The sequence below is a fragment of the Bacillus paralicheniformis genome, from assembly GCF_002993925.1.
Taxonomy (GTDB): domain Bacteria; phylum Bacillota; class Bacilli; order Bacillales; family Bacillaceae; genus Bacillus; species Bacillus paralicheniformis.
This window is the reverse complement of record NZ_CP023665.1, coordinates 1,189,255-1,212,246: the sequence shown is the minus strand read 5'-3', so window position 1 is coordinate 1,212,246 and position 22,992 is coordinate 1,189,255. Positions and strand designations below refer to the sequence as shown.

Below are 22,992 nucleotides of genomic sequence, written 5' to 3'. Positions count from 1 at the left end.
TTTTTATGACAAGCCGTTTCACATGCATGAATATTTCTCAATTGGGAAAATTTAAGAACAAAACAGATGGATGATGGAGGGAATTTTGTGAGCAATCAAGAACAAAAACTGCCGGACTCGCCTGAATCGTATTGGAGAAACAGTACAGATCTTCCTAAGTTCGAAGAACTGTCTGAAGATGTCAAAACAGATGTCGCCGTCATCGGCGGCGGCATGACCGGACTGACGACTGCTTATTTACTGACGAAAAAAGGCTACAGCGTCATCTTGATCGAATCCGGGCGGATACTCGACGGAACAACCGGCTATACGACAGCCAAAATCACCGCACAGCATGATCTGATCTATGATGAGCTGATCGGGCACATCGGAATGCCAAATGCGAGACTGTATTATGAAGCAAACCTCAAGGCGCTGTCCTTTATCAAAAACCTCGTGCTTGAGCAAAAGATTCCGTGCGATTTTGAAGAACAGGACGCATGCATTTACACAACTGAAGAACAATCGGTACAAAAAATCAGAAAGGAATATGAGGCATATCAAAAGCTCGGGATTGACAGGGAATTCATCAAAGATCTCCCCGTTCCAATCGATATGAAAGCAGGACTTGTTATGAAAAACCAGGCCCAGTTTCATCCGCTCCACTATTTGAAACACCTTGCAGAGGCCGTCCTGGAAGCCGGCGGAAAAATTTACGAAAACACGGCGGCTAAAGAAATCAAAGAAGGCGACCGGCCAAAAGTGCTGACAAGAAACGGGCATCAAATCTTCAGCGATTATGTCGCGTGCTGCACGCACTTTCCGTTTCATGATAAAAAAGGCTTCTATTTTGCAAGGCTTGAGCCGAGCCGGTCATACGTGCTCGCCGTCAAGCCGAAAACGCCGTATCCAGGCGGCATGTATTTAAGTATAGATCAGCCTTCACGCTCGCTCCGTTCGGTGACGATTGACGGAGAAGAAATGGTTCTTGTCGGCGGTGAAAGCCACAAAACCGGCCAGGGAGAGGATACAATCAAGCATTATCAGGCGCTTGAATCATTTGCAGAAGGCGTGTTCGGCATTGAATCGATCCCTTACCGCTGGTCAGCGCAAGATTTAATCACGCTTGACAAAATTCCGTATATCGGGCCGATCTATCCGAAAGAAAAGCGCATTCTCGTCGCCACCGGCTTTCGGAAATGGGGCATGACAACAAGCACCCTCGCCGCGCAGTTGATGACAGACCATATCGCAGGCGAAGACAATCCTTATCAAGCCGTCTTTCAACCGGCCCGTTTCCACCCGGATCCAAGCATCAAAAAAGTCATTTCCTATAACGCGGATGTTGCAAAACACTTTGCCGAAGGAAAACTCGAACAGCCGATCAGGAAGCCGGAAGACCTTGTCAACGGAGAAGGTGCGGTCGTATCACATGCCGGGAAACGTGCGGGTGCTTATCGCGATGAAAAAGGCGAGCTTCATCTGGTTGACACAACATGCACCCATATGGGCTGCGAAGTCGAGTGGAACGACGGAGAAAAGACGTGGGACTGTCCGTGCCACGGCTCAAGGTTTTCGGTCGACGGCGATGTCATCGAGGGTCCTGCCGTAGAACCTTTGAAAGATCCGGAAAGCTGAGGTGTACAAGTTAAAAAGTAATGAAAAATTGCCGATAAAAAGATAAATGCTGGAAATTTCATAAAAACGGCAGTTTTATCATTAACGATTACAGGGGGATACGATCGTGTTATTCAAAAAGGATAGAAAGACAGAACGATCATTCTTTGCTGAAGAAGGTCCTGACCAAACAAAAAGAATCAGGCTCAATCAGCACGCAGAATTTAAAAAACAGCTGGCAATGGTCGATTTGACGGATGATGATCTTTGGGTGCTGAGCAGGCTGAAGCCTTTAGTCACTGAACATATCGAAACCATCGTCACCCGGTTTTACCAAAACCTTGAGCATGAAAACTCTTTGATGGAGATCATCCATGACCACAGCTCAGTTGACCGTCTCAAAAAGACATTGACGATCCACATCCAGGAAATGTTTTCAGGTGTCATCGACGAAGCCTTTTTAGAAAAAAGGATCCGGATCGCCCACGTTCATCTTCGGATTGGGCTCTTGCCAAAGTGGTATCTGGGGGCATTTCAAGATCTCCTTCTTTCCATGCTGTCAATCTTTGAAAACGCATTATCCGATGAGGAATACAGGCGGTCAGTCAAAGCCGTCACCAAAATTCTCAACATCGAACAGCAGATCGTCCTCGAGGCCTTTGAAGACGAGCATGCAAGGCTCCGCAGACTTGATGAAGAGAGCAAAAATGACCTTCACCGGCAAATCAAAGATACTTCCGGTTCTTTGGCCGCTTTATTTGCCGAAACAACGGGCGCTGTACAGGAATTGGTCGACAAATCGTCCGAAATCGCCGAAACGTCAAGAGCCGGAACGAAGACAGCTGTTTCTGTCGAACAAAAATCGATCGGCGGAAAAAAGGAGCTTGAGGAGCAGGAACACCAGCTGAATCAAATGGGAAGCAGCATGACGCAAATCGAGCAGGAAATTAAAAAGCTGGAAGAAATCGCGCTGCAGATCGAAAAGATTTTCGGAATCGTAACAGGCATTGCCGAGCAGACGAATTTGCTTTCGCTCAACGCCTCGATCGAATCTGCAAGAGCGGGGGAGCACGGCAAAGGGTTCGCAGTCGTCGCAAACGAAGTCAGAAAGCTGTCCGATGATACGAAAAAAACCGTCTCCACCGTATCTGAGCTCGTCAATAACACAAACGCGCAAATCTCGATCGTCACGAAGCATATTACAGATGTAAACCAGCTCGTGAACGAAAGCAAAGACAAGATGTCGGAGATCAATCATCTATTCGATGATATCGTCTCCAATATGAAAACGAGCAAAGAGCAAAGCGGCCGAATCGAAGGCGATCTGCAGGCATTTTTAAGCGGCCTTCAAGATGTGAATGCCGCCGTGTCACAAGTCGCGGTTTCAGTCGATTCTCTCGTAGAGCTGACAAAAAAATAAATCATTCCTGTACACAGGTCAACTCATGGCCTGTGTTTTTTCTTTCGATCTCCTTTTTGTAAACCTAAACAAAAACAAAGTTGACATTATAGAGCTTCAAGTGATACTTTGATTCTATTACGTTATTTGAAAGGAATCGAGTCTACTATGCAAGTCAAAGATATGACATTTATCTCGCTTAGCACAGCCATCATGGCAGTGCTCGGCTTTTTCCCGCCGATCTCCCTGCCGTTCACGCCCGTACCGATTACGTTTCAAACGCTTGGCGTCATGCTCGCCGGCGGAGTCAACAAACCGCGGAACGCGGCACTCAGTCTTACCGTCTTTTTGCTGCTAGTCGCAAGCGGGCTGCCTCTCCTATCAGGAGGAAGGGGTGGAATCGGCGTCTTCATGGGACCAAGCGCCGGCTACTTGCTCGCCTACCCTGTCGCAGCTTTTTGCATCTCATGGGCCGTCGGCAAACTTAAAGTTTTACATGTTCGAAACCTCTTTTTCATTCATCTCTTATTCGGCGTATTGCTGTTATACACGGCAGGCGTCCCTGTCCAGGCGTTTCTGATGCAAATTCCTCTCACCGAAGCGATGAAGCTCTGCTTGGTGTATGTACCCGGAGACCTGCTAAAATCCGCCGCAGCCGCCTTTCTCGTGCTAAGATTGAGAAAAGCGCTCAAAAACGACGTAAGCAGGAATGCAGCTTAGGAGGAATGAAACCGTGCCAATTACTGAGACTTATCAATACCACGCCAATCGCTATCCTCAGAAAACGGCTGTTCAAATAGATGAAATGTCTGTCAGCTATCTGGAATGGCACCAGTTAGTATGCAGGACGGCCGGCTGGCTCAGCGCGAAAAAAACAAAGAATAAAAGGATGGCCTTTTCGCTTCCAAACGGACTGCCTTTTTTGCAGCTGTTCGCGGGAGCGGCGATGGCCGGCTGGACGGCCGTTCCGTTTGATCCGCGCTGGAGCCCGTCTGAATGCCGGGAAAAGCTTTCTCTTTGCAAAGCCGAACTGTTCATCTCGGATCAGCCGTTCCCTGCTCTTGAACAAACACTGCTTCTGAACGAATGCCTTGACGAAATCAATCACGCTCCGGTCCTGGAACCTCGCCCATTTGATGATGAACCGTTTTACATCGGGTTTACATCCGGGTCTACCGGAGCTCCGAAAGCATTCATCAGATCGCATCGCTCCTGGGTCGAAAGCTTCCGCATCAGCAGCAGGGATTTTCAGCTATCAGCCGGAGACAGCGTCGTGATACCCGGCTCGCTCTTCTTCTCGCATTTTTTATACGGAGCAATGACAACGCTGTATCTCGGCGGAACCGTCTACCTTCTGAAAAAATTTTCGCCGTCCCGGCTCGAAAACGCAGTCGCCCGGAATCCCGTGACAACGCTGTTCACGGTGCCGACGATGACTGAAGCCCTGAGAGCGGAGAACAGGCGAATCGATAAACCGGTCAAGGTCATTTCTTCAGGCGCCAATTGGAGCAGGCAGGCAAAAAAAGCGATTCAAAAAGCGCATCCGCATCTTTCTTTATTCGATTTTTATGGAACTTCTGAGATGAGCTTCGTCTCTGTATCCGCTCCGGAAGACTTTCATGTGAAGCCGGACTCTGTCGGACGGCCTTTTCACAATGTTGACGTTGCCATCCGTTCAAGCTCAGGGGAAGCAGTCCGAACCGGGGAGGTCGGCAAAATTTTCGTGAAAAGCCCGATGCTGTTTTCAGGCTACCTCCAAGAAGCGGCCGCCGCCTCCCCGATTGATGAAAACGGCTGGATGACAGTCGATGACATGGGCTGGATGGATGAAGATGGTTACCTCTACATAACAGGACGGGAGAACAGCATGATCGTCTACGGCGGCATCAATATTTTCCCCGAAGAGGTTGAAGGTGTTCTCCTGTCACACCCGGAAGTGGAAGAAGCTGCAGTAATCGGCATCCGCGACGATTACTGGGGAGAAAAAGCGGCAGCCGTCATTAAGGGTAAAGCCCCGGTTAAAGAGCTTAAAACATATTGCAAAAGCCGACTCGCTCCGTACAAAGTGCCGAGAATGTGGCACTATCTCGAACAGATTCCGCATACTTCCGGAGGAAAAGTCGCCCGTCACCTTCTGAAAGAACAGCTGAAGGACGTGATCAGATGAAAGCTGTTATCACGGCCGCCAAAAGAACGCCGCTCGCCAGACAAAACGGCTTATTGAAAAATGCCGAGCCCCATGATCTGGCCGCCTCCCTGATCAAGCACCTCGCAAAGCCGCTGAACGGGATATTGGACGAGGTCATCCTCGGAAACGTGGTCGGACCGGGCGGCAACATCGCCCGTTTATCCGCGCTTGCCGCCGGTCTTCCCGCTTCCGTCTCAGGAATGACGATAGACCGTCAATGCAGCGCTGGACTTGAAGCGATCCGGACCGCCTGCTGTTTCGTGCAAGCTGGGGCAGGATCCTGCTATATTGCCGGAGGTACAGAAAGTGCAAGCCTCTCCCCTTTTCCGGGAAGAGCGAGGTTTTCTCCCGATGAATGGGGTGATCCGGATATGGGAATTGCCGCTGAGCTGACGGCGGATCGGTACCGCATTACCCGCAAGATGCAGGACGACTATGCCCTGTTAAGCTATAAAAGAAGCGAGTCCGCGTTTGAAAACGGCTATTATGACGACGAGATTCTGCCATTTCAAGGATTGGCGGCCGATGAAAGCATGATTCGCAAACGACTGCTGGAAAACATCATCGAAAGAGCAAAACCAGTCTTTAAAAAAGGAGGAACCGTAACAGCCGCAAACAGCTGTGGAATTCACGACGGCGCAAGCGCGGTTGTCGTGATGAACGAAGAAAAAGCGGAAGCGCTCCGCTTGCAGCCTGTTCTCCGATTTGTTGACAGCGCGGTCGCCGGCGTCGACCCAAACGTTCCGCAAATTTCTCCGGTGCCCGCGATTCAAAAACTCTTAAAGAAACGAAACCTGTCTGTCAAAGACATCGATTTGTTTGAGATCAATGAAGCGTTCGCCGTCAAAATCGCGGCCTGCGCCGGAGAGCTTGGCCTCCCCTATCACAAACTGAATGTCAGGGGAGGCGCTTTGGCGCTTGGACACCCGTACGGTGCTTCAGGAGCCGTGTTGGTAACCCGCCTGTTTTACGAAGCGGCAAGAAGAGACAACTTGAAGTATGCCGTCGCGGCGATCGGCAGCGGCGGCGGAGTCGGTATGGCGCTCCTTTTTGAAAAAAACGTTTGAATTTTTCTCTGTTCCAGTCATCATTCGTAGTCATTGTATTTAAATTTAGTATAATAGCCATATCACCGAAAAACGCGAAAGCCGACATCGAAAGGAGATTTTTCAGAATGACTGCGATTTGTTTGATCCGGCATGGCGAGACAGACTGGAATGCTTTAGGAAAACTGCAGGGAAGAACCGATATCCCTTTAAATGAAACCGGTCAAAAACAGGCAAAAGAAACCGGGGCGTTTTTGAAAGGGTCCGACTGGGACGTCATCATTACAAGCCCTTTAAGAAGAGCGAAAGAAACCGCTGAAATCATCAATCAATACCTGGGACTTGAAATCATCGAAATGGAAGATTTCATCGAAAGGAATTACGGAGATGCAGAAGGGATGCCATTCGAAGAAAGAACGAGGCTCTACCCCGATAAAGAATATCCGAATCAGGAATCAAAAGAAGCGCTTGCCGAACGGCTGATGGCCGGCGTTCAAAAGGTCAGCGAGCGGTATCCGGACAAAAAAGTGCTGATCGTCGCACACGGAGCCGCGATACACGCCCTTCTGTCAAAAATCTCAAACGGCGACATCAACCTGGAAAATACGAAGCTCGTCAATGCGTGCCTAAGCAACATCAAATTCCATGAAAATAAATGGCATGTGAAGGATTACAATCTTTCACACCATTTGTCAAATTAAAAAAAGACGGCAAGGTTGATGCCGTCTTTTTTATGCTCTCCCCTGCCTCGCTTCGCGGCGCAGTAAATAGATAAAATACGGACCGCCGATAATGGCTGCGATCAATCCAGCCGGTATTTCAAGCGGCGGAACAAGGCCTCTTCCGGCGGCATCGGCTATCAAAAGAACGATGCCGCCGACGAGCGCTGAAACGGGAATCAAGATCCTCGTTTCAGCCCCTGCCAGCTTTCTTGCGATATGGGGCGCCATCAGCCCGATAAAACCGATTGTTCCCACGGCGGTCACAGCCGCAGCTGTCAGTAGGACCGCACCGGCAAGCAGCAGAAATCGCGTTCTTTCGAGCCGGATGCCGAGGCCGACGGCAATCCCGTCCCCTGATTTGATGATATCGAGCGGTTTTGCCGCAAACCATAACGGAGGAATGACCAGACAACACCATATGAAAAGAGACAGTACATCATCCCAGTCTCTCCCCCACAGACTTCCATTCAGCCAAATTAATGCGTTGTTGACATTCGGGCTCCCCCTTGAAATGAGTAGCTGAATACCCGAATGGCAAAAAGCATTGACCGCGATCCCGACAAGCGCCAGCCGCACAGGAGAAATCCCGTTTCGATAAGCCAATAAATAGACGAGAGCCGCAGCCAAAACGCTTCCTGAAAAGGCGGCGCCTGTCAGCAGAAGCGGACTTTGCTGTGAAAACAAGACCGTAACGATCACAGCGCCCAATCCCGCTCCTCCTGTAATGCCAAGCGTGTCAGGGGCGGCCAGCGGATTTTTCATCAGCGATTGTGCGACTACACCTGCGATTGAAAGCGCCCCTCCGGCAAGCACAGCGAGAAGGATGCGCGGCATTCGAAATTCCATCACCAAGAAGCGGACTCCTGCATCCCCTTGCCCTGCCAGTGATTTCATTACGTCCCACAGTCCGATGTTTTCATCGCCGATCGCCAAATTGAGTACAATGAGCATCAACAAACAGGCGCATAACGCAGAGAGGACAAGCGCCGATTGCCCGCGCCGTCTTTTCATTTTTCTTTCCGCATTGTTCATCATGCCGCCCCCTTTTTCCGTCTTCTCGCCAAATAGATGAAAAACGGCGTCCCGATCATTGCCGTGACAACTCCGACCGGCGTTTGGTACGGAAAATAGACAAAGCGGGACAGAATATCAGCAAACAGCAAAAGAACGGCTCCTAGCAATGCCGAATACGGAATCACGAACCGATAGTCAGCCCCCATCAGATACCGGATCATATGAGGAACCATCAAACCGATGAAACCAATCGGTCCGGCAGCGGACACCGATGCTCCTGCCAGCGCGACAACAGTGAAAGCGATGAACAATCTGCTGAGCCATACATTTTGTCCCAGCCCATGTGACACATCATCTCCGAGACTCATGACGGAAGCCGCCCTCCCTAAGGCCAAAGCCGTCAACAAACCTGCCATGCTTACCGGAATCAACAAATGAAGCTTATCCCACGAGCTCCCCGCTAAAGAACCGGAGAGCCAAAACAATAGCGTTTCCGTCGACTCTTCATGAAAAATGAGCAGCATTTGCGTCATCGAAGCAATGATCGCCTGAATGACGACACCGATCAAGGCAAAGCTGATATCCCTGTCGTGTTCGCTGAATACTGAGGCAACCGCGTACACGACCAGCGCGGCCGCGGCACCGCCGGCAAAAGCGGCTCCCATCGCTGTCTGGGGAGCGGCAAGCGCAGGAAACATCACCGTCAAACATACGACAGCAAGAGAGGCCCCTGCATTGATTCCGAAGATGCTCGGAGATGCCAGCGCATTTCTTGTCACCGCCTGCATCAGTGCGCCCGCGGCCCCTAGATTCGCGCCGATGAATGCGGCGGCCAAGGCGCGCGGAATTCGGATGGACTGAATAATCGCGTGCAATTTTGAACCGTCGTACATAAACACAGCTGCCCAAATGTCGGGCAGCGCAATCGTTGACGAACCGATTGAAACAGAAAGCGCAAAACCCGCGAGCAAAAGAAAAACAAAAATGAGCGGTGCAAAACGTTTCATATATATCAAAACAGGTCACTCCTTTAGAAAAAAACAAGCGCATGCTTTTGTAAAAAGCATGCGTCATCCCGTCCAGCAAGCTGGCAGGCTCTTAAGATTTCTTTTGATCCTCAGACAGAAGATGCTGACCGATTTCATCTATCAGCGCATCTGCTCCGTCAATACTGCGGCGGAGCGACCAGGCGAATCTGTCGGCTTCATAAACCTTGCCGTTTTTGACAGCGCTGAGCTTTTTCCAAAGAGGGTCTTTTTCAATGGGTCTTTTCCCGTCTTCATCGACTTTATCTTTTTCTCCCGTCATCAGGACAATGGTGTCGGGGTCTTTCTCAAGCAGCTGCTCAAGCGTCATTTTAATATTGACGGATTCACCGTTTTCGCCATCGCCTTTGCTGCTGTCTCTGACACCGTATGTATAGCCGATTTTCGTCAGAAGCTGAGACGTGAAAAAGTTTTCGTCGCGCACAGTGATTGCTTCATTTGTGTTTCCGAGCAGAAGAATGCTCTGTTTCCGGCTCCCGAATTTCTGTTTCAATTCATTCAGCTTTTGTTTATGTTCAGCCAACTTTTTCTCCATTGCGCTTTCTTTGCCGACGGCTTTCGCAATCGTAAGAGACGCGTCAAGCGTGTCCTGATAATCTGCATTCAAGTTTTTCAGCGCGATTGTCGGCGCAATTTTCGCCAGTTTATCATAGACACCGCTGTGTCTGCTCGAATCGGCAATTATTAAATCGGGCTTTAAAGAAGCAATTTTTTCAAAACTTGGCTGGGCGCGCGAACCGACTGAAGTATACCCTTTGATTTTTTCTCTGACCTTCTCGTTAATAAACTTAGGTTTGCCGTCGTCCGCAATCCCGACAGGCTTAATGCCCGCATCAAGGAGCGCATCAATAAAACCCAATTCAAGAACAACAACTTTTTTCGGATTGTTCTTTACTTTCGTTTCTCCTAAGTCGTGCTTAACTGTCACGGAATCCTGACTGGAGGTTTTCGTACTTTCGCTTCCCCCCGAGCAGGCTGTCAACACTGATATCATCAATAGGAATAAAATAGCAAAATACTTGTGCTTCATATGTATCTCCTTTTCTGGTAGTAGACGAAATTATTATAGCAACACTTCATACCAATGACAACGATAATCATTATCATTATAAAAAAAGAAAGGAGCCTCCTTCTCCTTTCTACACCCGTTCATTCACGGAATCCCCCGCTTTGCTTTCTCTGCTGAGGGAAAGAATGATGACCGTGATGATCACCATTACCGTACCGGCACCTTGAAAGGCATTGAACGGCACACCCAGCCAGACCGCCGACGACAAAACAGCCGCTAGCGGTTCGGCGCAGCTCAGGCAGCTCGTTTCTTTTGCGGAAAGATAAGAAAGGCTGCCGATGTATAGGGCAAACGCCAAAGCTGTGCCGAACAATACAACAAACAGAATGGCTGCCGCCTCCCCTGCCCCAATGTGCGAAAGGTCAAACCGAAACGGCGGAAACAAAAAAGAAATTCCGGCCCCTCCGACGAGCATACCCCATCCCGTAACCGTCAAAGCACCGAACGATTGAATTAATCCTCCTGCAAAAACCGTATAGAAAGCAAGCGCTCCACCGGACAAAATGCCCCAAACGGCGGCCTCGGCCGGAATATACAAACTGTCCGGCCTTCCGCCTGTCAAAAGAAGAAACACGCCGAAAAGCGCCAATAAAGTAAGTACGGCATCTTTCCACTTAGGCGGAAGTTCTTTTTTAACATATAGGTAAAACAATACGAAAAAAGGCGCCAAGTATTGAAGAATTGCAGCAGCCGCGGCATTACCCTTTTCGATTGAAGCAAAAAACGTATATTGAACAGCAAGCATTCCAAAAATGGAAAATACTAAAATCGAACAAATATCTGTTTTTTTCTTCCATATCTGACACACATGTTGAAAACCGTTTTTCATTGAAACATATAACAAGAGAATGACTCCCGATGCCAGAAGCCTGACAGAGACAAGCGAGCCGGCTTCAACCGCTCCCCTTTCAAATATGTACTGTGCAGCGCTTCCCGATAATCCCCACAATGAAGCCCCTGCAAGCACCATCAATACGCCTTTCACATGAGCTGATTTCATATCTTTCACCCGTTTCTGTATGCGATATATTGCATATTTTAATAGATGATCGACAAGGCTGCAACCTCCTTCGGCAAAAAATGATCTCATAAAATAAATGAATAGTATTTTCATAAAATGAATCAGATGGAGCAATCTCCTGTCATTCGCGGCCCTCGGGACCTCTTTCCCTGCCAGGCTGAAGCGGTCTATTCATACTTTCGAACTGAACATTTTTCTAAAACAGTTATTAATAACCAAAAAATTTTAAATTGGTCCTCCAAAAAAATAGGCCTACCATATAATTCATTTTTTTTCTATAATAAATTAACAGAATAATTGGAATAGATTATATTATCCTTCTATTTAAATTATTCTGAATAAAGAGGAGGAGAGTGAATAATGATGAGGAAAAAGAGTTTTTGGCTTGGGATGCTGACGGCCTTCATGCTCGTGTTCACGATGGCATTCAGCGATTCCGCTTCTGCTGCTCAACCGGCGAAAAATGTTGAAAAGGATTATATTGTCGGATTTAAGTCAGGAGTGAAAACCGCATCTGTCAAAAAGGACATCATCAAAGAGAGCGGCGGAAAAGTGGACAAGCAGTTTAGAATCATCAACGCGGCAAAAGCGAAGCTAGACAAAGAAGCGCTTAAGGAAGTCAAAAATGATCCGGATGTCGCTTATGTGGAAGAGGATCATGTGGCCCATGCCTTGGCGCAAACCGTTCCTTACGGCATTCCTCTCATTAAAGCGGACAAAGTGCAGGCTCAAGGCTTTAAGGGAGCGAATGTAAAAGTAGCCGTCCTGGATACAGGAATCCAAGCTTCTCATCCGGACTTGAACGTAGTCGGCGGAGCAAGCTTTGTGGCTGGCGAAGCTTATAACACCGACGGCAACGGACACGGCACGCATGTTGCCGGTACAGTAGCTGCGCTTGACAATACAACGGGTGTATTAGGCGTTGCGCCAAGCGTATCCTTGTACGCGGTTAAAGTACTGAATTCAAGCGGAAGCGGATCATACAGCGGCATTGTAAGCGGAATCGAGTGGGCGACAACAAACGGCATGGATGTTATCAATATGAGCCTTGGGGGAGCATCAGGCTCGACAGCGATGAAACAGGCAGTCGACAATGCATATGCAAGAGGGGTTGTCGTTGTAGCTGCAGCAGGGAACAGCGGATCTTCAGGAAACACGAATACAATTGGCTATCCTGCGAAATACGATTCTGTCATCGCTGTTGGTGCGGTAGACTCTAACAGCAACAGAGCTTCATTTTCCAGTGTGGGAGCAGAGCTTGAAGTCATGGCTCCTGGCGCAGGCGTATACAGCACTTACCCAACGAACACTTATGCAACATTGAACGGAACGTCAATGGCTTCTCCTCATGTAGCGGGAGCAGCAGCTTTGATCTTGTCAAAACATCCGAACCTTTCAGCTTCACAAGTCCGCAACCGTCTCTCCAGCACGGCGACTTATTTGGGAAGCTCCTTCTACTATGGGAAAGGTCTGATCAATGTCGAAGCTGCCGCTCAATAACATATTCTAACAAATAGCATATAGAAAAAGCTAGTGTTTTTAGCACTAGCTTTTTCTTCATTCTGATGAAGGTTGTTCAATATTTTGAATCCGTTCCATGATCGTCGGATGGCCGTATTTAAAAATCTTGACGAGAAACGGCGGGTTTGCCTCGCTCAGCCCGGCTTTTGAGAGCTCTTGAAACGTCGAAACCGCTGCATCGCTGTTTTGCGTCAGTTCAATCGCATACTGGTCAGCAGCTTTTTCCTGATGCCTCGAAACTGCGTTCGTAAATGGAGACGACGCGAAAGAGATGACCCCCATCAGCATCAGAAGAAGCGGAAGTGCGGCTAGATCGGATTTTCCTGCAATATGAAGGCTTCTTCCATAGCGGCCGATGATCCGCTTGTACAGCTTGTCGATCACATAAAAGACAGCAAGGGATAAAAGCAGATACCCGCCAAGTCCTATGTAAACATGCTTCATCACATAATGTCCCATTTCGTGCGCCATGATGAATAAAATTTCCGGCTCATCCAGCTTGTTCAGCGTGGTATCCCAGAGCACAATCCTTTTATTGGCGCCGATTCCTGTTACATAGGCATTTAACGCATTCGTTTTTTCAGACATGTTCACTTCATAGACGTGATTCGCAGGAATATCCGCCTGATCGGCCAGCTTCAGAATGCTTTGTTCAAGCTCTTTATTTTTCAGCGGATAAAAGTCATTGTATAAAGGATCAATGACAACCGGCTGGAGAAAAAATAAAAACAGCGTAACCGGAACCGTCAGACACCAGGCATAAAACCACCAGCGTTTTTCATGCTTTTTGATCAAATAGTAAAAGACGATCACCGCCGCAGCCGTTATCGGAAAACTGATCCAGAAGTCGATCACCTGGTCTTTGATCCAGCTCGCGGTTGTCTGGGTTGATATGCCGTAGTCAAGCGAATATTGATAGCTGATCCAGTCAAGCGGCAAAGAAACGATCGTGACGATCAGAAACAAAGCAAAAACATATGCCGTGATTTGAATGCTTCTCCTCTTCGAGGTCTGCTCCGCCCAATTTTTCATTTTCCTGGATAAACCGGCAATCAACAATATAAAAAATAAAAACCATTCAAACGGAATCCGGATAAAAAACAGAAAGTCCTTTATTTTCGAGTAATCTTCCGTCAGCACGAGTTCTCTTTCGTTCATAAATGCCGCCGGGTCTGCGCTTGTCCCTTTCAGCGCCTCAGGAACGGAGGGTTCACCGGCCATAAAGAGATACCAATAGAAAAAAAGGCCGTACAGCACATACAGGAGACCGGCTCCCGCGATCCATTTCCGCATGGCGAATCACTTCCTCTCACATAGCAGTTACTTCTATTGTAAGCTTTTCATGCGAAAGTTAGAACCAAGCCTTACAATGAGAGCAAGAGGCCGGCGCCTGCGAGCGTCAAAATCGTCCCCATCACGACGACTATGACGCTTGCTCCAAAATAGGAAAATAAAAATGCGATAAGAGCGCCGGCAAGTCCGTAGAGCATACCGCTTTGCACCAAAAAAACTCCCGGAAAAATGAGAGCCCCTAAGACGGCGTACGGCACATTTTTCAGCACGCGCTCCAAAAATCCGGGAAGCTTCAGGCTTTCAAAAGCAATAAGCGGCACCACCCGCGGCACATATGTAACGGCAGCCATGCCGATAATCATCCAGATGATCGGGCTAAACATAGTTTCTCTTCCCCTCTGTTCTAAATTGGTACAGCCATTCAATCAGGACGGCAGATAAAAGCGTAGCGCAGACGATCGACCATCCTGCCGACAATATTCCGTTCATTTGGAAAACCGTATTGAATAACGCAGCCGCCCCCGCCAGCAGCAGGACTTTTCGCTGTTTTTTCAAAGGCGGCACCAACAATCCGATAAACATGGCATAAAGGGCGATGCTCATGCTTTCCTGGAGAACAGCCGGCATGGCGGCCCCTGCAAAATGCCCGGCCGCACTCCAAAAAACCCAGCTTACATATCCGATCGAACCAAGGCCGATCATATACCCGGTCGTTAGCTTTTCCTTTCTTAGAGCAGCGACGGCAAACGATTCATCTGTCACCGCGAAAAATGAGTAAAACGCTTTTTTCCAAGGCGAATCTTTTTCTACCAATTGATTCAAAGTCGCCGAAAATAAAAAATGTCTGATATTCACAATGAACGTCGTCATAACGATTTCGATGATTCCCGTCTGAACGGCGAGCATGCTTAAAGACATATACTGGGACGCTCCTCCGAAAACAAGGGCGCTCATCAAAAACGTTTCAAAAAGCGACAGCCCCGTTGTTTTCGCCAAAAGCCCGAATGTCAAAGCGACCGGAATGTAGCCGACGGCAAGGGAAACCCCTGAACGAAGCCCGTCTAGAAAGTTGAGTGAATCGTGCTTTTCCATCTTGACACCTCTTTACGGATAATAAATGAGTGTATAACATGATGCCGTTTGTTCCGTGTTGTTTTCGTACGTATGCACGGTGTTTGCGGTGAAATGCATCGCATCGCCTTCGTTCAGGCTGCAGGTGTAATCACACGCCGTCACCGCGATCGCTCCTCTAGAGACGAGCACATACTCTTCAATTCCTCCGTGGTGAGGCTCTGATTCGTGTACACAGCCAGGCGCAAGTTCAATATAAAAGATTTCAAACTTCTTTTTCTGGTCGAAGGGAAAATGCGGAAATGCCGCGTATTTTTCTTCTCCGGCCAAAACGGGCGTTTTCTCATGCTTTCTGACGACCGTCGGCTCCCCCGCGGGCTTTTCTGCCAAGGAAGTAAATGATACTTGCAGCCCGTTTGCGATCTTCCACAAAGTTGTGATCGTCGGACTTGAAGAGCCTTTTTCAATTTGCGCGAGCATGCCTTTGCTGACGCCAGTCATCGATGACAATTGATCAAGACTGTAATTGCGGACTTTTCGCAGCCTCTTTATGTTTTCTGCGACTTGTTTTTCAATCGAATTCATCTTCTGCCTCCTCTCAATAAATTGAACATTTGTATAATTTATTGAACATTATAGCATAATTTTTTAGGATGAAAAGCCATTAAACGGAGAAAATAAATAGCCTGAGGTGATCATTCTGAAAAAAATAATGGGGATCATACTTTTTTTCGGTATTTTATCTATCACTGTCTTTTATGTATTCCACTTGATGGCGGAGCCTTTCGACTCAAGAAATGCCGAAGAAATCATCTTGAAGCAGGCAGATGACAGCGAAAAAACGGTCAGCATCAAAGATAGGCACAACATAGGCGTTCTGCTTGATACATTTAACAAAGGGAAAAGAATGAAAGAAAAGTCGGCGCATAGCCTGCCTTCTCCGGCGTATCACGGATACATCAGCATGACCGACACACATCGCGTTCACTTCACCGTCTGGCTGAAGAAAGATGAAGCCGTCATCCTGAAAGAAGAGGAGGGCACATATTTTGTTCTCCGACAAAAGGAAAAAGACGCTCTTCTCAGAGAACTGCAGAAAAGGGACGCGGCAGGCGTCCCTTTTAACGTGTCAAGATTGATTTGTCAAAATGTCTTTTAAAGCGCGCCTTAAAATTTTGCCGGTCGAATTTTTCGGTATTTCATCCATGAAGACGATTGCCGCCGGGCGCTTGTATTTGGCAAGATGCTTTTTGCAATGCGACAAGACATCATCCTCTGTCAGCGTTTTATTCTTCGGAACGACATAGCACTGGACGGCTTCTCCCGTATTCGGGTCTGGCACTCCGATCACCACCGCTTCTGCGATTTCCGGATGAAGGTAGAGCACTTCTTCGATCTCCCTCGGATAGACATTATAGCCGCCGACGATAATCATGTCTTTTTTTCTGTCGACGATATAAAAATAACCGTCTTCATCCCGTTTTGCCAAATCACCTGTATACAGCCATCCGTCTTTAATCGTATGGGCCGTTTCTTCCGGCATGTTGTAGTACCCTTTCATAACGTTCGGCCCTTTAACGATCAACTCCCCGACTTGACCGGCAGGCAGCTCTTCCCCGATTTCATTGACGACTTTGTTTTTGACATTGAGAATGTTCGTGCCGATCGATCCTGGCTTGCGGCCGGTGCTGAACGGGTTAAAGCATGTAACAGGAGAAGCCTCCGACAAACCGTAGCCTTCTAAAACGAGAACGCCGAATCTTTCTTCAAAACTTTTCAGGAGAGCGACAGGCATGGCTGCTCCACCTGAGATGCAAATCCTGATGGATCGAAAACCGGTTTCATCCGCCCCTTCATACTGGTACAGGTAATTGTACATTGTCGGCACGCCTGAGAAGATCGTCGCCTGATGCTTTTTAATCAGCTTGAAAACTTCGGCGGGACTGAATTTCGGCACGATCAAAATCGCTGCGCCGTTCATGAGCGGCGCATTCATGCAGACCGTTAAACAAAAAACGTGGAACATCGGCAGGGCGGCGACGACAAGGTCAGATTCATTCATTGTTAGATAGCGGGCTGTATCATTTGCATTCGAAAATAGATTTTGATGTGTGAGCATCGCCCCTTTTGGTCTTCCCGTAGTTCCTGACGTATAAAGGATGGCGGCCGTATCTTCGGCGTCGATTTCAGGAAACGGCCGGACAGGAGGTTTCATAATGTTTGTAAACGATTTCAATTTCATCTTAACCTCGGTGCTTTCCGGTTCGCGAAGCGGCTCTCCCGTTTCGCAAAGCACGACGCAGCTGACTTTCGGAAGGGATTCATGCACCTTTTCGTAAAGCGGAAGCAGCTGTCCCAGAGCCACGATCACTTTTGCGTCGCCATTTGTCAGCATATAGCCGATCTCAGTCGGCGTATAGGCCGGATTGATCGGTATGACAACAGCTCCGGCCTTCAGCGCACCGTAAAACGCAATCACAAAATGCGGGGTATTGCCGAGAAGCAAAGCAACATGATCTCCCTTTTCCACCCCGATTTCGCGCAGACCTTCTGCAAAGCAATCAATTTTCTGCTGTAATCCCCCGTATGTTTCCGTCTGTTCCCCAAAAATATAAGCGGTTCTGTCAGGCTTTGATTGAGCTGTTTCCCCTAATTTTGAAACTAAATTCATTCTCCCACCCCTTAAAAATGAATGAATGACCATTCATTTTGTGATAATCAAAATCTATTCCCATTATAGTAAATGAACAGAAAACACTCAAGGGCTGTTGGGAAATATCTTCCATTCCTCTCAAGTTAAAAAGGGGCCGCGGAAACCGCAGCCTCTCTTTTAGTAGACAAGATCCAAAAATTCTTCTTTTTGAATATTGCCGAAGTAATGCTTGATGTCGACGCCTTGAAGGGCTTCTTCAATCGCTTTTCTTTCATACTGTACGCCTGTCAGCTTCTCTTCAATATCGCTGACATCGCCGACTCCGAAAAAGTCACCGAATATTTTGCACTCGCAGATCACGCCTTTTTGCACTTCCAGGCGGATGTCGACCGATCCCGCTTGAAATCGTTTTGAATGCTGAAGATTGAATTTCGGAGACTTCCCATAGTTCCAATCCCAGTTTTGATAGCGTTCCTTTGAAATTTGATTGATGATTTTCCAGTCTTTTTCAGTCAGCTTATACTCCGGTATTTCCCCTTCTGTATCAAAAATATAGCGGAGAAGCATGCTTCGGAATTCCACTGTCGTCATCTTCTGATCGAGAAATTCGCTGATATTGGCTACCCGGCTCCTGATCGATTTGATGCCTTTTGATTCGATTTTATCTTTTTTTACTTTTAAAGCCGATACGACATGTTCTATCTCAGAATCGAACAACAGCGTGCCATGGCTGAACATTCTCCCTTTCGTTGAGAACTGGGCGTTTCCCGAAATTTTCCGGCCGTTTGCCATCAAGTCGTTTCGGCCGCTCAGCTCCGCATCGACGCCAAGCCGCTTTAAAGCGGCCACAACGGGCTCCGTAAACTTCTTAAAATTATGGAAGCTGTTGCCGTCGTCTTTCGTAATAAAGCTGAAGTTCAAGTTCCCGAGGTCATGGTAGACAGCTCCGCCGCCTGACAGCCTGCGAACGACAATGATCCCGTTTTCATCCACATACTTTGTGTTGATTTCCTCAATCGTATTTTGGTTTTTGCCAATGATGATCGACGGCTGGTTGATATAAAACAGCAGATACGTCTCTTCAGGATCGAGGTGCTTTAAGCAGTACTCCTCAATCGCCAAGTTGATCCTCGGATCTGTAATATTTTGATTATCGATAAACAGCATGTTTGTCAGTTCCTCCTTCTATTCTCCCCACGCATAACCGGTGTGCGCCAGATCAACCGCGCCTTTATAAACGGTTTTGGCCTCTTCTGCTAGTTTTTGATGTTCCCCGAAATGCGGGAGGTGTGTCAAGAGCAGATGTCCCGCACCCGCTTCTGCAGCGATGCGTCCCGCTTCGAGGCTGTTCATATGACCGGCGCTTCTCCCATCCTGATCCGCATAAAAATTGCACTCCGAGATCAATAGATCGGCTCCTGCGCTGAACGGGATGAAAGCTTCCTGAAAGCTCGAATCGGCTGTATAAACGACAGAATGAACACCGTCCGTCACCCTCATAGCAAAGCAGTCAACAGGATGAACCGTCTTTAAAAACGTGAACGTAAACGGTCCGATTGCCAAAGACTCTTTCGGATCATAGGCCAATCCAGCGGTATGCGTTTTATATGTAAGCTTTGAAAACTGCTCTTCATCAAAAGGATGTCCATATATCGGAAGGGCATTCGCTCCCTTGCCGAGGAATGAGCCGACCAGTTTGGCAAATTGCAAAGGGCCGACATCCGCAATATGGTCGTGATGATAATGGGATAATATAACGGCATCAAGCTCCTCAACGGGCAGAAACAGCTGAAGCTTCGATAAAACGGCACTGCCGCAGTCGATTAAAACGGAATAATCCCCGGATTGAAAGAGATAGCCTGAAGTCGCTTCATTTGCAGCCGGAAATCCTCCGCAGCAGCCGATGACTGTCATCTTCATATATACACACCTCTTTTTTGTGTCTATCGTCCCCCTATTCAATATACCCATTTTTCTTAAAAATTGCATGTTTTATATTTTGTCATAAAACAGACATTGATTTACTAGATACTGTTATAATACAATGATGACAACAAACGAATTGGGGGAATCAACATGCTCGCTAAAATCACCGAGTTCTTCAGAAATTTGCCTTCCAAAAAATGTTCAAAATGCGGCCACGATATTGATGAGCAGCACGAATGCTACGGAAACACTTGCTCTAAATGCTTAAATGTAAAAGATATATAGACGTCATTAAAAAATGCCCCGGCGGATCTCCCCGGGGCGTTTTTTTGTCATAAAGTTAGTTATAAAGAGAGAGATTCTTGTCAAAATTCATTATTTTAATAACATTTTACTATTTCACTTAGGGAAATATACACCGATGAACGTCCCGATTTGAATTTAAGCTGGGATGATCATCTCATATTTGAATTTTCAATATATTCAGACGTTATTTTTTTAATGGACGAGCTGTATTTTCTTTCGCTATACTTAATTTACGATCTCAAGTTTAATATTCTAGTATAAATTAAGCATGCGTTGGGAGGGCATCTATGAAAAGACTTAAATTCGGATTAGCCACACAAATTTTCCTCGGGCTGATTTTAGGTGTTGCAGCAGGAGCGATTTGGTTCGGAAACCCTGCGGTCGCAACGTATCTGCAGCCCGTCGGTGATTTGTTCTTAAGATTAATCAAAATGATTGTGATTCCTATTGTCGTTTCAAGCTTGATTGTCGGGGTTGCAGGGGCCGGCAGCGGAAAAAAGGTCGGCAGGCTCGGTTTTCGGACGATTCTGTACTTTGAAATCATTACGACTTTTGCGATCGTGCTCGGACTGCTCCTTGGAAATATCATTCAGCCTGGACACGGCGTAAACTTTTCTGGTGCTGAAAAACAGGATATCAGCCAATATGTAGAAACAGAAAAAGAGGCAAGCACCAAATCTGTCGCAGACACGTTCCTGCACATTGTGCCGACAAACTTTTTCCAATCGCTCGCTGAAGGCGATCTGCTTGCGATCATTTGCTTCACTGTTCTGTTCGCACTCGGAGTGTCAGCCATAGGCGAAAAAGGCAAGCCTGTGCTTTCCTTTTTTGAGGCAACGTCTCAAGCCATGTTCCACGTCGTGAACATCGTCATGAAATTCGCGCCGTTCGGCGTTTTTGCTTTAATTGGTGTAACGGTTTCAAAATTTGGTTTTTCTTCGCTTTTATCATTGGGAAAGCTCGTTTTGCTTGTCTATCTTGCTCTTGCTTTCTTTCTGATTGTCATTTTTGGGATCGTCGGCAAGCTGTGCGGTATCAATATATTTAAATTTTTGGCCTATATGAAAGATGAGCTTCTTCTTGCATACAGTACATCAAGCTCTGAAACTGTGCTTCCGCGCGTCATGGAAAAAATGGAGAAAATCGGCTGTCCGAAAGGCATTGTGTCGTTTGTCATTCCGATCGGCTACACATTTAACCTTGACGGCTCTGTCCTGTATCAGGCAATCGCGGCGCTGTTTCTGGCGCAGGTCTACGGCATCGATCTGTCCATTGGGCAGCAGCTCACGCTCATCCTTGTCCTGATGGTCACTTCTAAAGGAATGGCTGCCGTTCCCGGCACATCATTCGTCGTTCTTCTCGCGACTCTGGGCACGATCGGCGTTCCTGCTGAAGGGCTGGCCTTCATTGCCGGAGTCGACCGGATTATGGATATGGCGAGAACGGTCGTCAACCTGACCGGAAACGCTCTTGCCGCTGTGGTCATGTCAAAATGGGAAGGTGAATATGACGCCGTTAAAGGACAGACCGTCTTAAATCAAAGGGAGCCGGCAGATATGAAAATGTCCGGCTGACAGCCCGCAAAAAAACGTATGTTTCCCGCTTTTGGAGAAACATACGTTTTTTTAAAAATATGCAATTTGCTCAAGAAACCTGTCCAAACAACTTCCTTTCGTTTACATACGATGTACTGTAGTTAAATTAGAAAAGAAAACTGGAGGGAAGTTTAATGTATTTTTACCATGACCATTGCAAGAAAGATTATGACTTTGACTACCACAAGAAAGACCACGACTGCAAGAAATACTACTACTACTATTATTACTACTATTATCCATGCTATAAGAAGTATGATTATGACTATGACTACAAGAAGTTTGACCACTTTGATCACTGCAAAAAGAAAAAACACTATGATTACTGGTAAGTAAACGCCATCCTCTACGGATGGATGACTTCCACTCTTTTTTTACTCCCAAGGGACCGGGGTCCTTTGGGAGCTTTTTTATGCCATGTCAGACAGGACATAATGATACAGCAGCTTTGCCGTCTGCTCCAGGGACGACTGATGCGTCCTTTCAAACGCGTGGGATGCGTCAATTCCCGGGCCGATCAGCCCGTGGACGATATCATGGCCCGCTCTGATGGCTGCTGAAGCATCTGAGCCGTAGTACGGGTAAATATCAAGCTTATACTCGATTCCGTATGTTTCACAAAGAGCGGTCAGACGCTTGCGAAGCCCGTAGTGATATGGCCCGCTGGCATCCTTCACACAAATGGATACCGTATATTCGTCGGTTGACTGCCCATCGCCGATCGCTCCCATATCAACAGCCAAATATTCCACCGTTTCAGGCGGGATATTGGAGTTGCCGCCATAACCGATTTCTTCATTATTGGAAATTAAAAAATGTGTTGTGTAAGGCAGTGTCATCCCTTCTGTGTTGATCGTTCTGATCAGCTCAATAAGGAGGGCGACGCTTGCTTTATCATCAAGATGACGCGATTTGATAAACCCGCTCGGTGTGATCTCAACGCGCGGGTCGAAGGAGATAAAATCACCGACATTGATGCCGAGCGCCCGGGTTTCTTCTTCACTGCGGACCGGTTCGTCAATGCGGACCTCCATATTCTTCTGGTTCCGCTCGGCTTTTCCGGCGTCTTTGTAAACATGCACTGATGTCTGATGCATTAAGATCGTGCCGGTGTAAGTTTTCCCTGATGCTGTTTCAATTTTGCAATACTCGCCTTCAATCGAGTTGTAATTGAACCCCCCGATTAAGTCAATTTTCAGCCTTCCGTTCGGCTTAATCTCTTTCACCATCGCTCCGAGGGTATCGACATGAGCGGTGAGCATCCGGTGCCGGGCTTTGTCGCGGCCCGGTATCGTCGCGATCAGGCCGCCCTTACGGTTAAACTTTGTTTCGACTCCTTCTTCCTGTAATAGGCGATTGATATAGTCTATGATGTCATACGTATTTCCGGTAGGGCTCGGGATGGAGACGAGCTCCTTGATGAGCTCCAGCGTTTTCTGTCCTGACATTGTTCATTCCTCCCAACTTGTGATGTTTATAGTATACATCAGATCAATATTTTAGTACCAGATACTAATACTAGGTGT

General features: G+C 47.5%; 23 protein-coding genes and 1 pseudogene. 12 read left to right on the top strand and 12 right to left on the bottom strand.

What is annotated here, in order from left to right; genetic code table 11:
• The first annotated feature begins 66 nt into the window (after positions 1-66).
• The 7 genes and pseudogenes from CP943_RS06170 to CP943_RS06145 all read left to right on the top strand — a co-directional run bounded on the left by CP943_RS06170 (position 67) and on the right by CP943_RS06145 (position 6,930).
• Positions 67-1,617, top strand: a complete 1,551-nt coding sequence (locus tag CP943_RS06170) for an FAD-dependent oxidoreductase (RefSeq protein ID WP_043054265.1) — start codon at positions 67-69, stop codon at positions 1,615-1,617.
• Between the two features lie 220 nt (positions 1,618-1,837).
• Positions 1,838-2,209 (top strand): annotated as a pseudogene (locus CP943_RS22970) (protoglobin family protein); the annotation flags it as partial.
• A 300-nt stretch (positions 2,210-2,509) separates the two neighbouring features.
• Positions 2,510-3,016, top strand: coding sequence for a methyl-accepting chemotaxis protein (locus tag CP943_RS22965; RefSeq protein ID WP_370510583.1), 507 nt, complete (start codon positions 2,510-2,512; stop codon positions 3,014-3,016).
• Between the two features lie 147 nt (positions 3,017-3,163).
• The gene (locus CP943_RS06160; RefSeq protein WP_101560673.1) at positions 3,164-3,715 is read left to right on the top strand and encodes a biotin transporter BioY; all 552 of its coding nucleotides are present in this window, start codon (positions 3,164-3,166) and stop codon (positions 3,713-3,715) included.
• Positions 3,716-3,728: 13 nt separating this feature from the next.
• Positions 3,729-5,162 (top strand): AMP-binding protein, encoded by a 1,434-nt coding sequence (locus CP943_RS06155; protein ID WP_229129127.1) that lies wholly within the window; start codon positions 3,729-3,731, stop codon positions 5,160-5,162.
• Positions 5,159-6,250: an acetyl-CoA C-acyltransferase gene (locus CP943_RS06150; protein WP_105980854.1), complete on the top strand. Its 1,092-nt coding sequence runs from the start codon at positions 5,159-5,161 to the stop codon at positions 6,248-6,250. The genes CP943_RS06155 and CP943_RS06150 overlap by 4 nt, the downstream gene beginning before the upstream one ends.
• 107 nt (positions 6,251-6,357) lie before the next feature.
• Positions 6,358-6,930 carry a histidine phosphatase family protein gene (locus CP943_RS06145; RefSeq protein ID WP_020450824.1) on the top strand — a complete coding sequence of 191 codons (573 nt, stop codon included), beginning with the start codon at positions 6,358-6,360 and terminating at the stop codon, positions 6,928-6,930.
• A gap of 30 nt (positions 6,931-6,960) precedes the next feature.
• On the opposite strand, the gene CP943_RS06140 is transcribed toward CP943_RS06145, so the two are convergent.
• The 4 genes from CP943_RS06140 to CP943_RS06125 all read right to left on the bottom strand — a co-directional run bounded on the left by CP943_RS06140 (position 6,961) and on the right by CP943_RS06125 (position 11,080).
• A complete protein-coding gene (locus CP943_RS06140; RefSeq protein WP_035339053.1) occupies positions 6,961-7,983 on the bottom strand; it encodes a FecCD family ABC transporter permease in 1,023 nt (340 codons plus the stop codon).
• On the bottom strand, positions 7,983-8,981 hold the full coding sequence (locus tag CP943_RS06135) for a FecCD family ABC transporter permease (RefSeq protein ID WP_026579951.1): 999 nt from the start codon (positions 8,979-8,981) through the stop codon (positions 7,983-7,985). Before CP943_RS06135 ends, CP943_RS06140 begins: the two co-directional genes overlap by 1 nt.
• Before the next feature lie 82 nt (positions 8,982-9,063).
• Positions 9,064-10,041, bottom strand: coding sequence for an ABC transporter substrate-binding protein (locus CP943_RS06130; RefSeq protein WP_026579952.1), 978 nt, complete (start codon positions 10,039-10,041; stop codon positions 9,064-9,066).
• A 109-nt stretch (positions 10,042-10,150) separates the two neighbouring features.
• Entirely contained in the window at positions 10,151-11,080 is a 930-nt protein-coding gene (locus CP943_RS06125) for a DMT family transporter (protein WP_026579953.1), read from the bottom strand.
• A 384-nt stretch (positions 11,081-11,464) separates the two neighbouring features.
• Here CP943_RS06125 and CP943_RS06120 point away from each other — a divergent pair, with 384 nt between their 5' ends.
• On the top strand, positions 11,465-12,601 hold the full coding sequence (locus CP943_RS06120; RefSeq protein ID WP_023856571.1) for a S8 family peptidase: 1,137 nt from the start codon (positions 11,465-11,467) through the stop codon (positions 12,599-12,601).
• A gap of 57 nt (positions 12,602-12,658) precedes the next feature.
• On the opposite strand, the gene CP943_RS06115 is transcribed toward CP943_RS06120, so the two are convergent.
• The 4 genes from CP943_RS06115 to CP943_RS06100 form a co-directional block, all read right to left on the bottom strand.
• Positions 12,659-13,915: a M48 family metallopeptidase gene (locus CP943_RS06115; protein WP_079289326.1), complete on the bottom strand. Its 1,257-nt coding sequence runs from the start codon at positions 13,913-13,915 to the stop codon at positions 12,659-12,661.
• A 71-nt stretch (positions 13,916-13,986) separates the two neighbouring features.
• The gene (locus CP943_RS06110) at positions 13,987-14,298 is read right to left on the bottom strand and encodes an AzlD domain-containing protein (RefSeq protein WP_025811755.1); all 312 of its coding nucleotides are present in this window, start codon (positions 14,296-14,298) and stop codon (positions 13,987-13,989) included.
• Positions 14,291-15,007 carry an AzlC family ABC transporter permease gene (locus tag CP943_RS06105; RefSeq protein ID WP_003180314.1) on the bottom strand — a complete coding sequence of 239 codons (717 nt, stop codon included), beginning with the start codon at positions 15,005-15,007 and terminating at the stop codon, positions 14,291-14,293. Before CP943_RS06105 ends, CP943_RS06110 begins: the two co-directional genes overlap by 8 nt.
• A 12-nt stretch (positions 15,008-15,019) precedes the next feature.
• Positions 15,020-15,571 carry a helix-turn-helix domain-containing protein gene (locus CP943_RS06100; protein ID WP_003180313.1) on the bottom strand — a complete coding sequence of 184 codons (552 nt, stop codon included), beginning with the start codon at positions 15,569-15,571 and terminating at the stop codon, positions 15,020-15,022.
• A 127-nt stretch (positions 15,572-15,698) separates the two neighbouring features.
• Here CP943_RS06100 and CP943_RS06095 point away from each other — a divergent pair, with 127 nt between their 5' ends.
• On the top strand, positions 15,699-16,145 hold the full coding sequence (locus tag CP943_RS06095; protein ID WP_020450817.1) for a YhfM domain-containing protein: 447 nt from the start codon (positions 15,699-15,701) through the stop codon (positions 16,143-16,145).
• Here CP943_RS06095 and CP943_RS06090 read toward each other — a convergent pair.
• The 3 genes from CP943_RS06090 to CP943_RS06080 all read right to left on the bottom strand — a co-directional run bounded on the left by CP943_RS06090 (position 16,116) and on the right by CP943_RS06080 (position 19,559).
• On the bottom strand, positions 16,116-17,657 hold the full coding sequence (locus CP943_RS06090) for a fatty acid--CoA ligase family protein (RefSeq protein ID WP_039072636.1): 1,542 nt from the start codon (positions 17,655-17,657) through the stop codon (positions 16,116-16,118). The two genes, CP943_RS06095 and CP943_RS06090, sit on opposite strands and share 30 nt — an antisense overlap.
• A gap of 159 nt (positions 17,658-17,816) precedes the next feature.
• Positions 17,817-18,806, bottom strand: coding sequence for a lipoate--protein ligase (lplJ, locus tag CP943_RS06085; protein WP_020450815.1), 990 nt, complete (start codon positions 18,804-18,806; stop codon positions 17,817-17,819).
• 18 nt (positions 18,807-18,824) lie between these two features.
• Positions 18,825-19,559 (bottom strand): MBL fold metallo-hydrolase, encoded by a 735-nt coding sequence (locus CP943_RS06080; RefSeq protein ID WP_105980853.1) that lies wholly within the window; start codon positions 19,557-19,559, stop codon positions 18,825-18,827.
• 156 nt (positions 19,560-19,715) lie between these two features.
• Here CP943_RS06080 and yhfH point away from each other — a divergent pair, with 156 nt between their 5' ends.
• The 3 genes from yhfH to CP943_RS06065 all read left to right on the top strand — a co-directional run bounded on the left by yhfH (position 19,716) and on the right by CP943_RS06065 (position 21,798).
• The gene (gene yhfH / locus CP943_RS06075) at positions 19,716-19,850 is read left to right on the top strand and encodes a protein YhfH (protein WP_003180302.1); all 135 of its coding nucleotides are present in this window, start codon (positions 19,716-19,718) and stop codon (positions 19,848-19,850) included.
• 308 nt (positions 19,851-20,158) lie between these two features.
• Positions 20,159-21,445 (top strand): glutamate/proton symporter GltT, encoded by a 1,287-nt coding sequence (locus CP943_RS06070; RefSeq protein ID WP_003180300.1) that lies wholly within the window; start codon positions 20,159-20,161, stop codon positions 21,443-21,445.
• Between the two features lie 155 nt (positions 21,446-21,600).
• Positions 21,601-21,798: a hypothetical protein gene (locus CP943_RS06065; RefSeq protein WP_003180298.1), complete on the top strand. Its 198-nt coding sequence runs from the start codon at positions 21,601-21,603 to the stop codon at positions 21,796-21,798.
• Between the two features lie 78 nt (positions 21,799-21,876).
• Here the strand turns inward: CP943_RS06065 and CP943_RS06060 are convergent, their stop codons facing one another.
• Positions 21,877-22,914 (bottom strand): M42 family metallopeptidase, encoded by a 1,038-nt coding sequence (locus CP943_RS06060; RefSeq protein ID WP_016886430.1) that lies wholly within the window; start codon positions 22,912-22,914, stop codon positions 21,877-21,879.
• Positions 22,915-22,992: the final 78 nt, after the last annotated feature.

Excerpts from the sequence above, each read along its gene's own strand:
- CP943_RS06170 (WP_043054265.1), top strand. The coding sequence starts at position 67 with ATGGATGATGGAGGGAATTTTGTGAGCAATCAAGAACAAAAACTGCCG.
- CP943_RS22965 (WP_370510583.1), top strand. The coding sequence starts at position 2,510 with ATGGGAAGCAGCATGACGCAAATCGAGCAGGAAATTAAAAAGCTGGAA.
- CP943_RS06160 (WP_101560673.1), top strand. The coding sequence starts at position 3,164 with ATGCAAGTCAAAGATATGACATTTATCTCGCTTAGCACAGCCATCATG.
- CP943_RS06150 (WP_105980854.1), top strand. The coding sequence starts at position 5,159 with ATGAAAGCTGTTATCACGGCCGCCAAAAGAACGCCGCTCGCCAGACAA.
- CP943_RS06145 (WP_020450824.1), top strand. The coding sequence starts at position 6,358 with ATGACTGCGATTTGTTTGATCCGGCATGGCGAGACAGACTGGAATGCT.
- CP943_RS06140 (WP_035339053.1), bottom strand. The coding sequence starts at position 7,983 with ATGAACAATGCGGAAAGAAAAATGAAAAGACGGCGCGGGCAATCGGCG.
- CP943_RS06130 (WP_026579952.1), bottom strand. The coding sequence starts at position 10,041 with ATGAAGCACAAGTATTTTGCTATTTTATTCCTATTGATGATATCAGTG.
- CP943_RS06125 (WP_026579953.1), bottom strand. The coding sequence starts at position 11,080 with ATGAAATCAGCTCATGTGAAAGGCGTATTGATGGTGCTTGCAGGGGCT.
- CP943_RS06120 (WP_023856571.1), top strand. The coding sequence starts at position 11,465 with ATGAGGAAAAAGAGTTTTTGGCTTGGGATGCTGACGGCCTTCATGCTC.
- CP943_RS06115 (WP_079289326.1), bottom strand. The coding sequence starts at position 13,915 with ATGCGGAAATGGATCGCGGGAGCCGGTCTCCTGTATGTGCTGTACGGC.
- CP943_RS06110 (WP_025811755.1), bottom strand. The coding sequence starts at position 14,298 with ATGTTTAGCCCGATCATCTGGATGATTATCGGCATGGCTGCCGTTACA.
- CP943_RS06105 (WP_003180314.1), bottom strand. The coding sequence starts at position 15,007 with ATGGAAAAGCACGATTCACTCAACTTTCTAGACGGGCTTCGTTCAGGG.
- CP943_RS06100 (WP_003180313.1), bottom strand. The coding sequence starts at position 15,571 with ATGAATTCGATTGAAAAACAAGTCGCAGAAAACATAAAGAGGCTGCGA.
- CP943_RS06095 (WP_020450817.1), top strand. The coding sequence starts at position 15,699 with ATGGGGATCATACTTTTTTTCGGTATTTTATCTATCACTGTCTTTTAT.
- CP943_RS06090 (WP_039072636.1), bottom strand. The coding sequence starts at position 17,657 with ATGAATTTAGTTTCAAAATTAGGGGAAACAGCTCAATCAAAGCCTGAC.
- lplJ (WP_020450815.1), bottom strand. The coding sequence starts at position 18,806 with ATGCTGTTTATCGATAATCAAAATATTACAGATCCGAGGATCAACTTG.
- CP943_RS06080 (WP_105980853.1), bottom strand. The coding sequence starts at position 19,559 with ATGAAGATGACAGTCATCGGCTGCTGCGGAGGATTTCCGGCTGCAAAT.
- yhfH (WP_003180302.1), top strand. The coding sequence starts at position 19,716 with ATGCTCGCTAAAATCACCGAGTTCTTCAGAAATTTGCCTTCCAAAAAA.
- CP943_RS06070 (WP_003180300.1), top strand. The coding sequence starts at position 20,159 with ATGAAAAGACTTAAATTCGGATTAGCCACACAAATTTTCCTCGGGCTG.
- CP943_RS06065 (WP_003180298.1), top strand. The coding sequence starts at position 21,601 with ATGTATTTTTACCATGACCATTGCAAGAAAGATTATGACTTTGACTAC.
- CP943_RS06060 (WP_016886430.1), bottom strand. The coding sequence starts at position 22,914 with ATGTCAGGACAGAAAACGCTGGAGCTCATCAAGGAGCTCGTCTCCATC.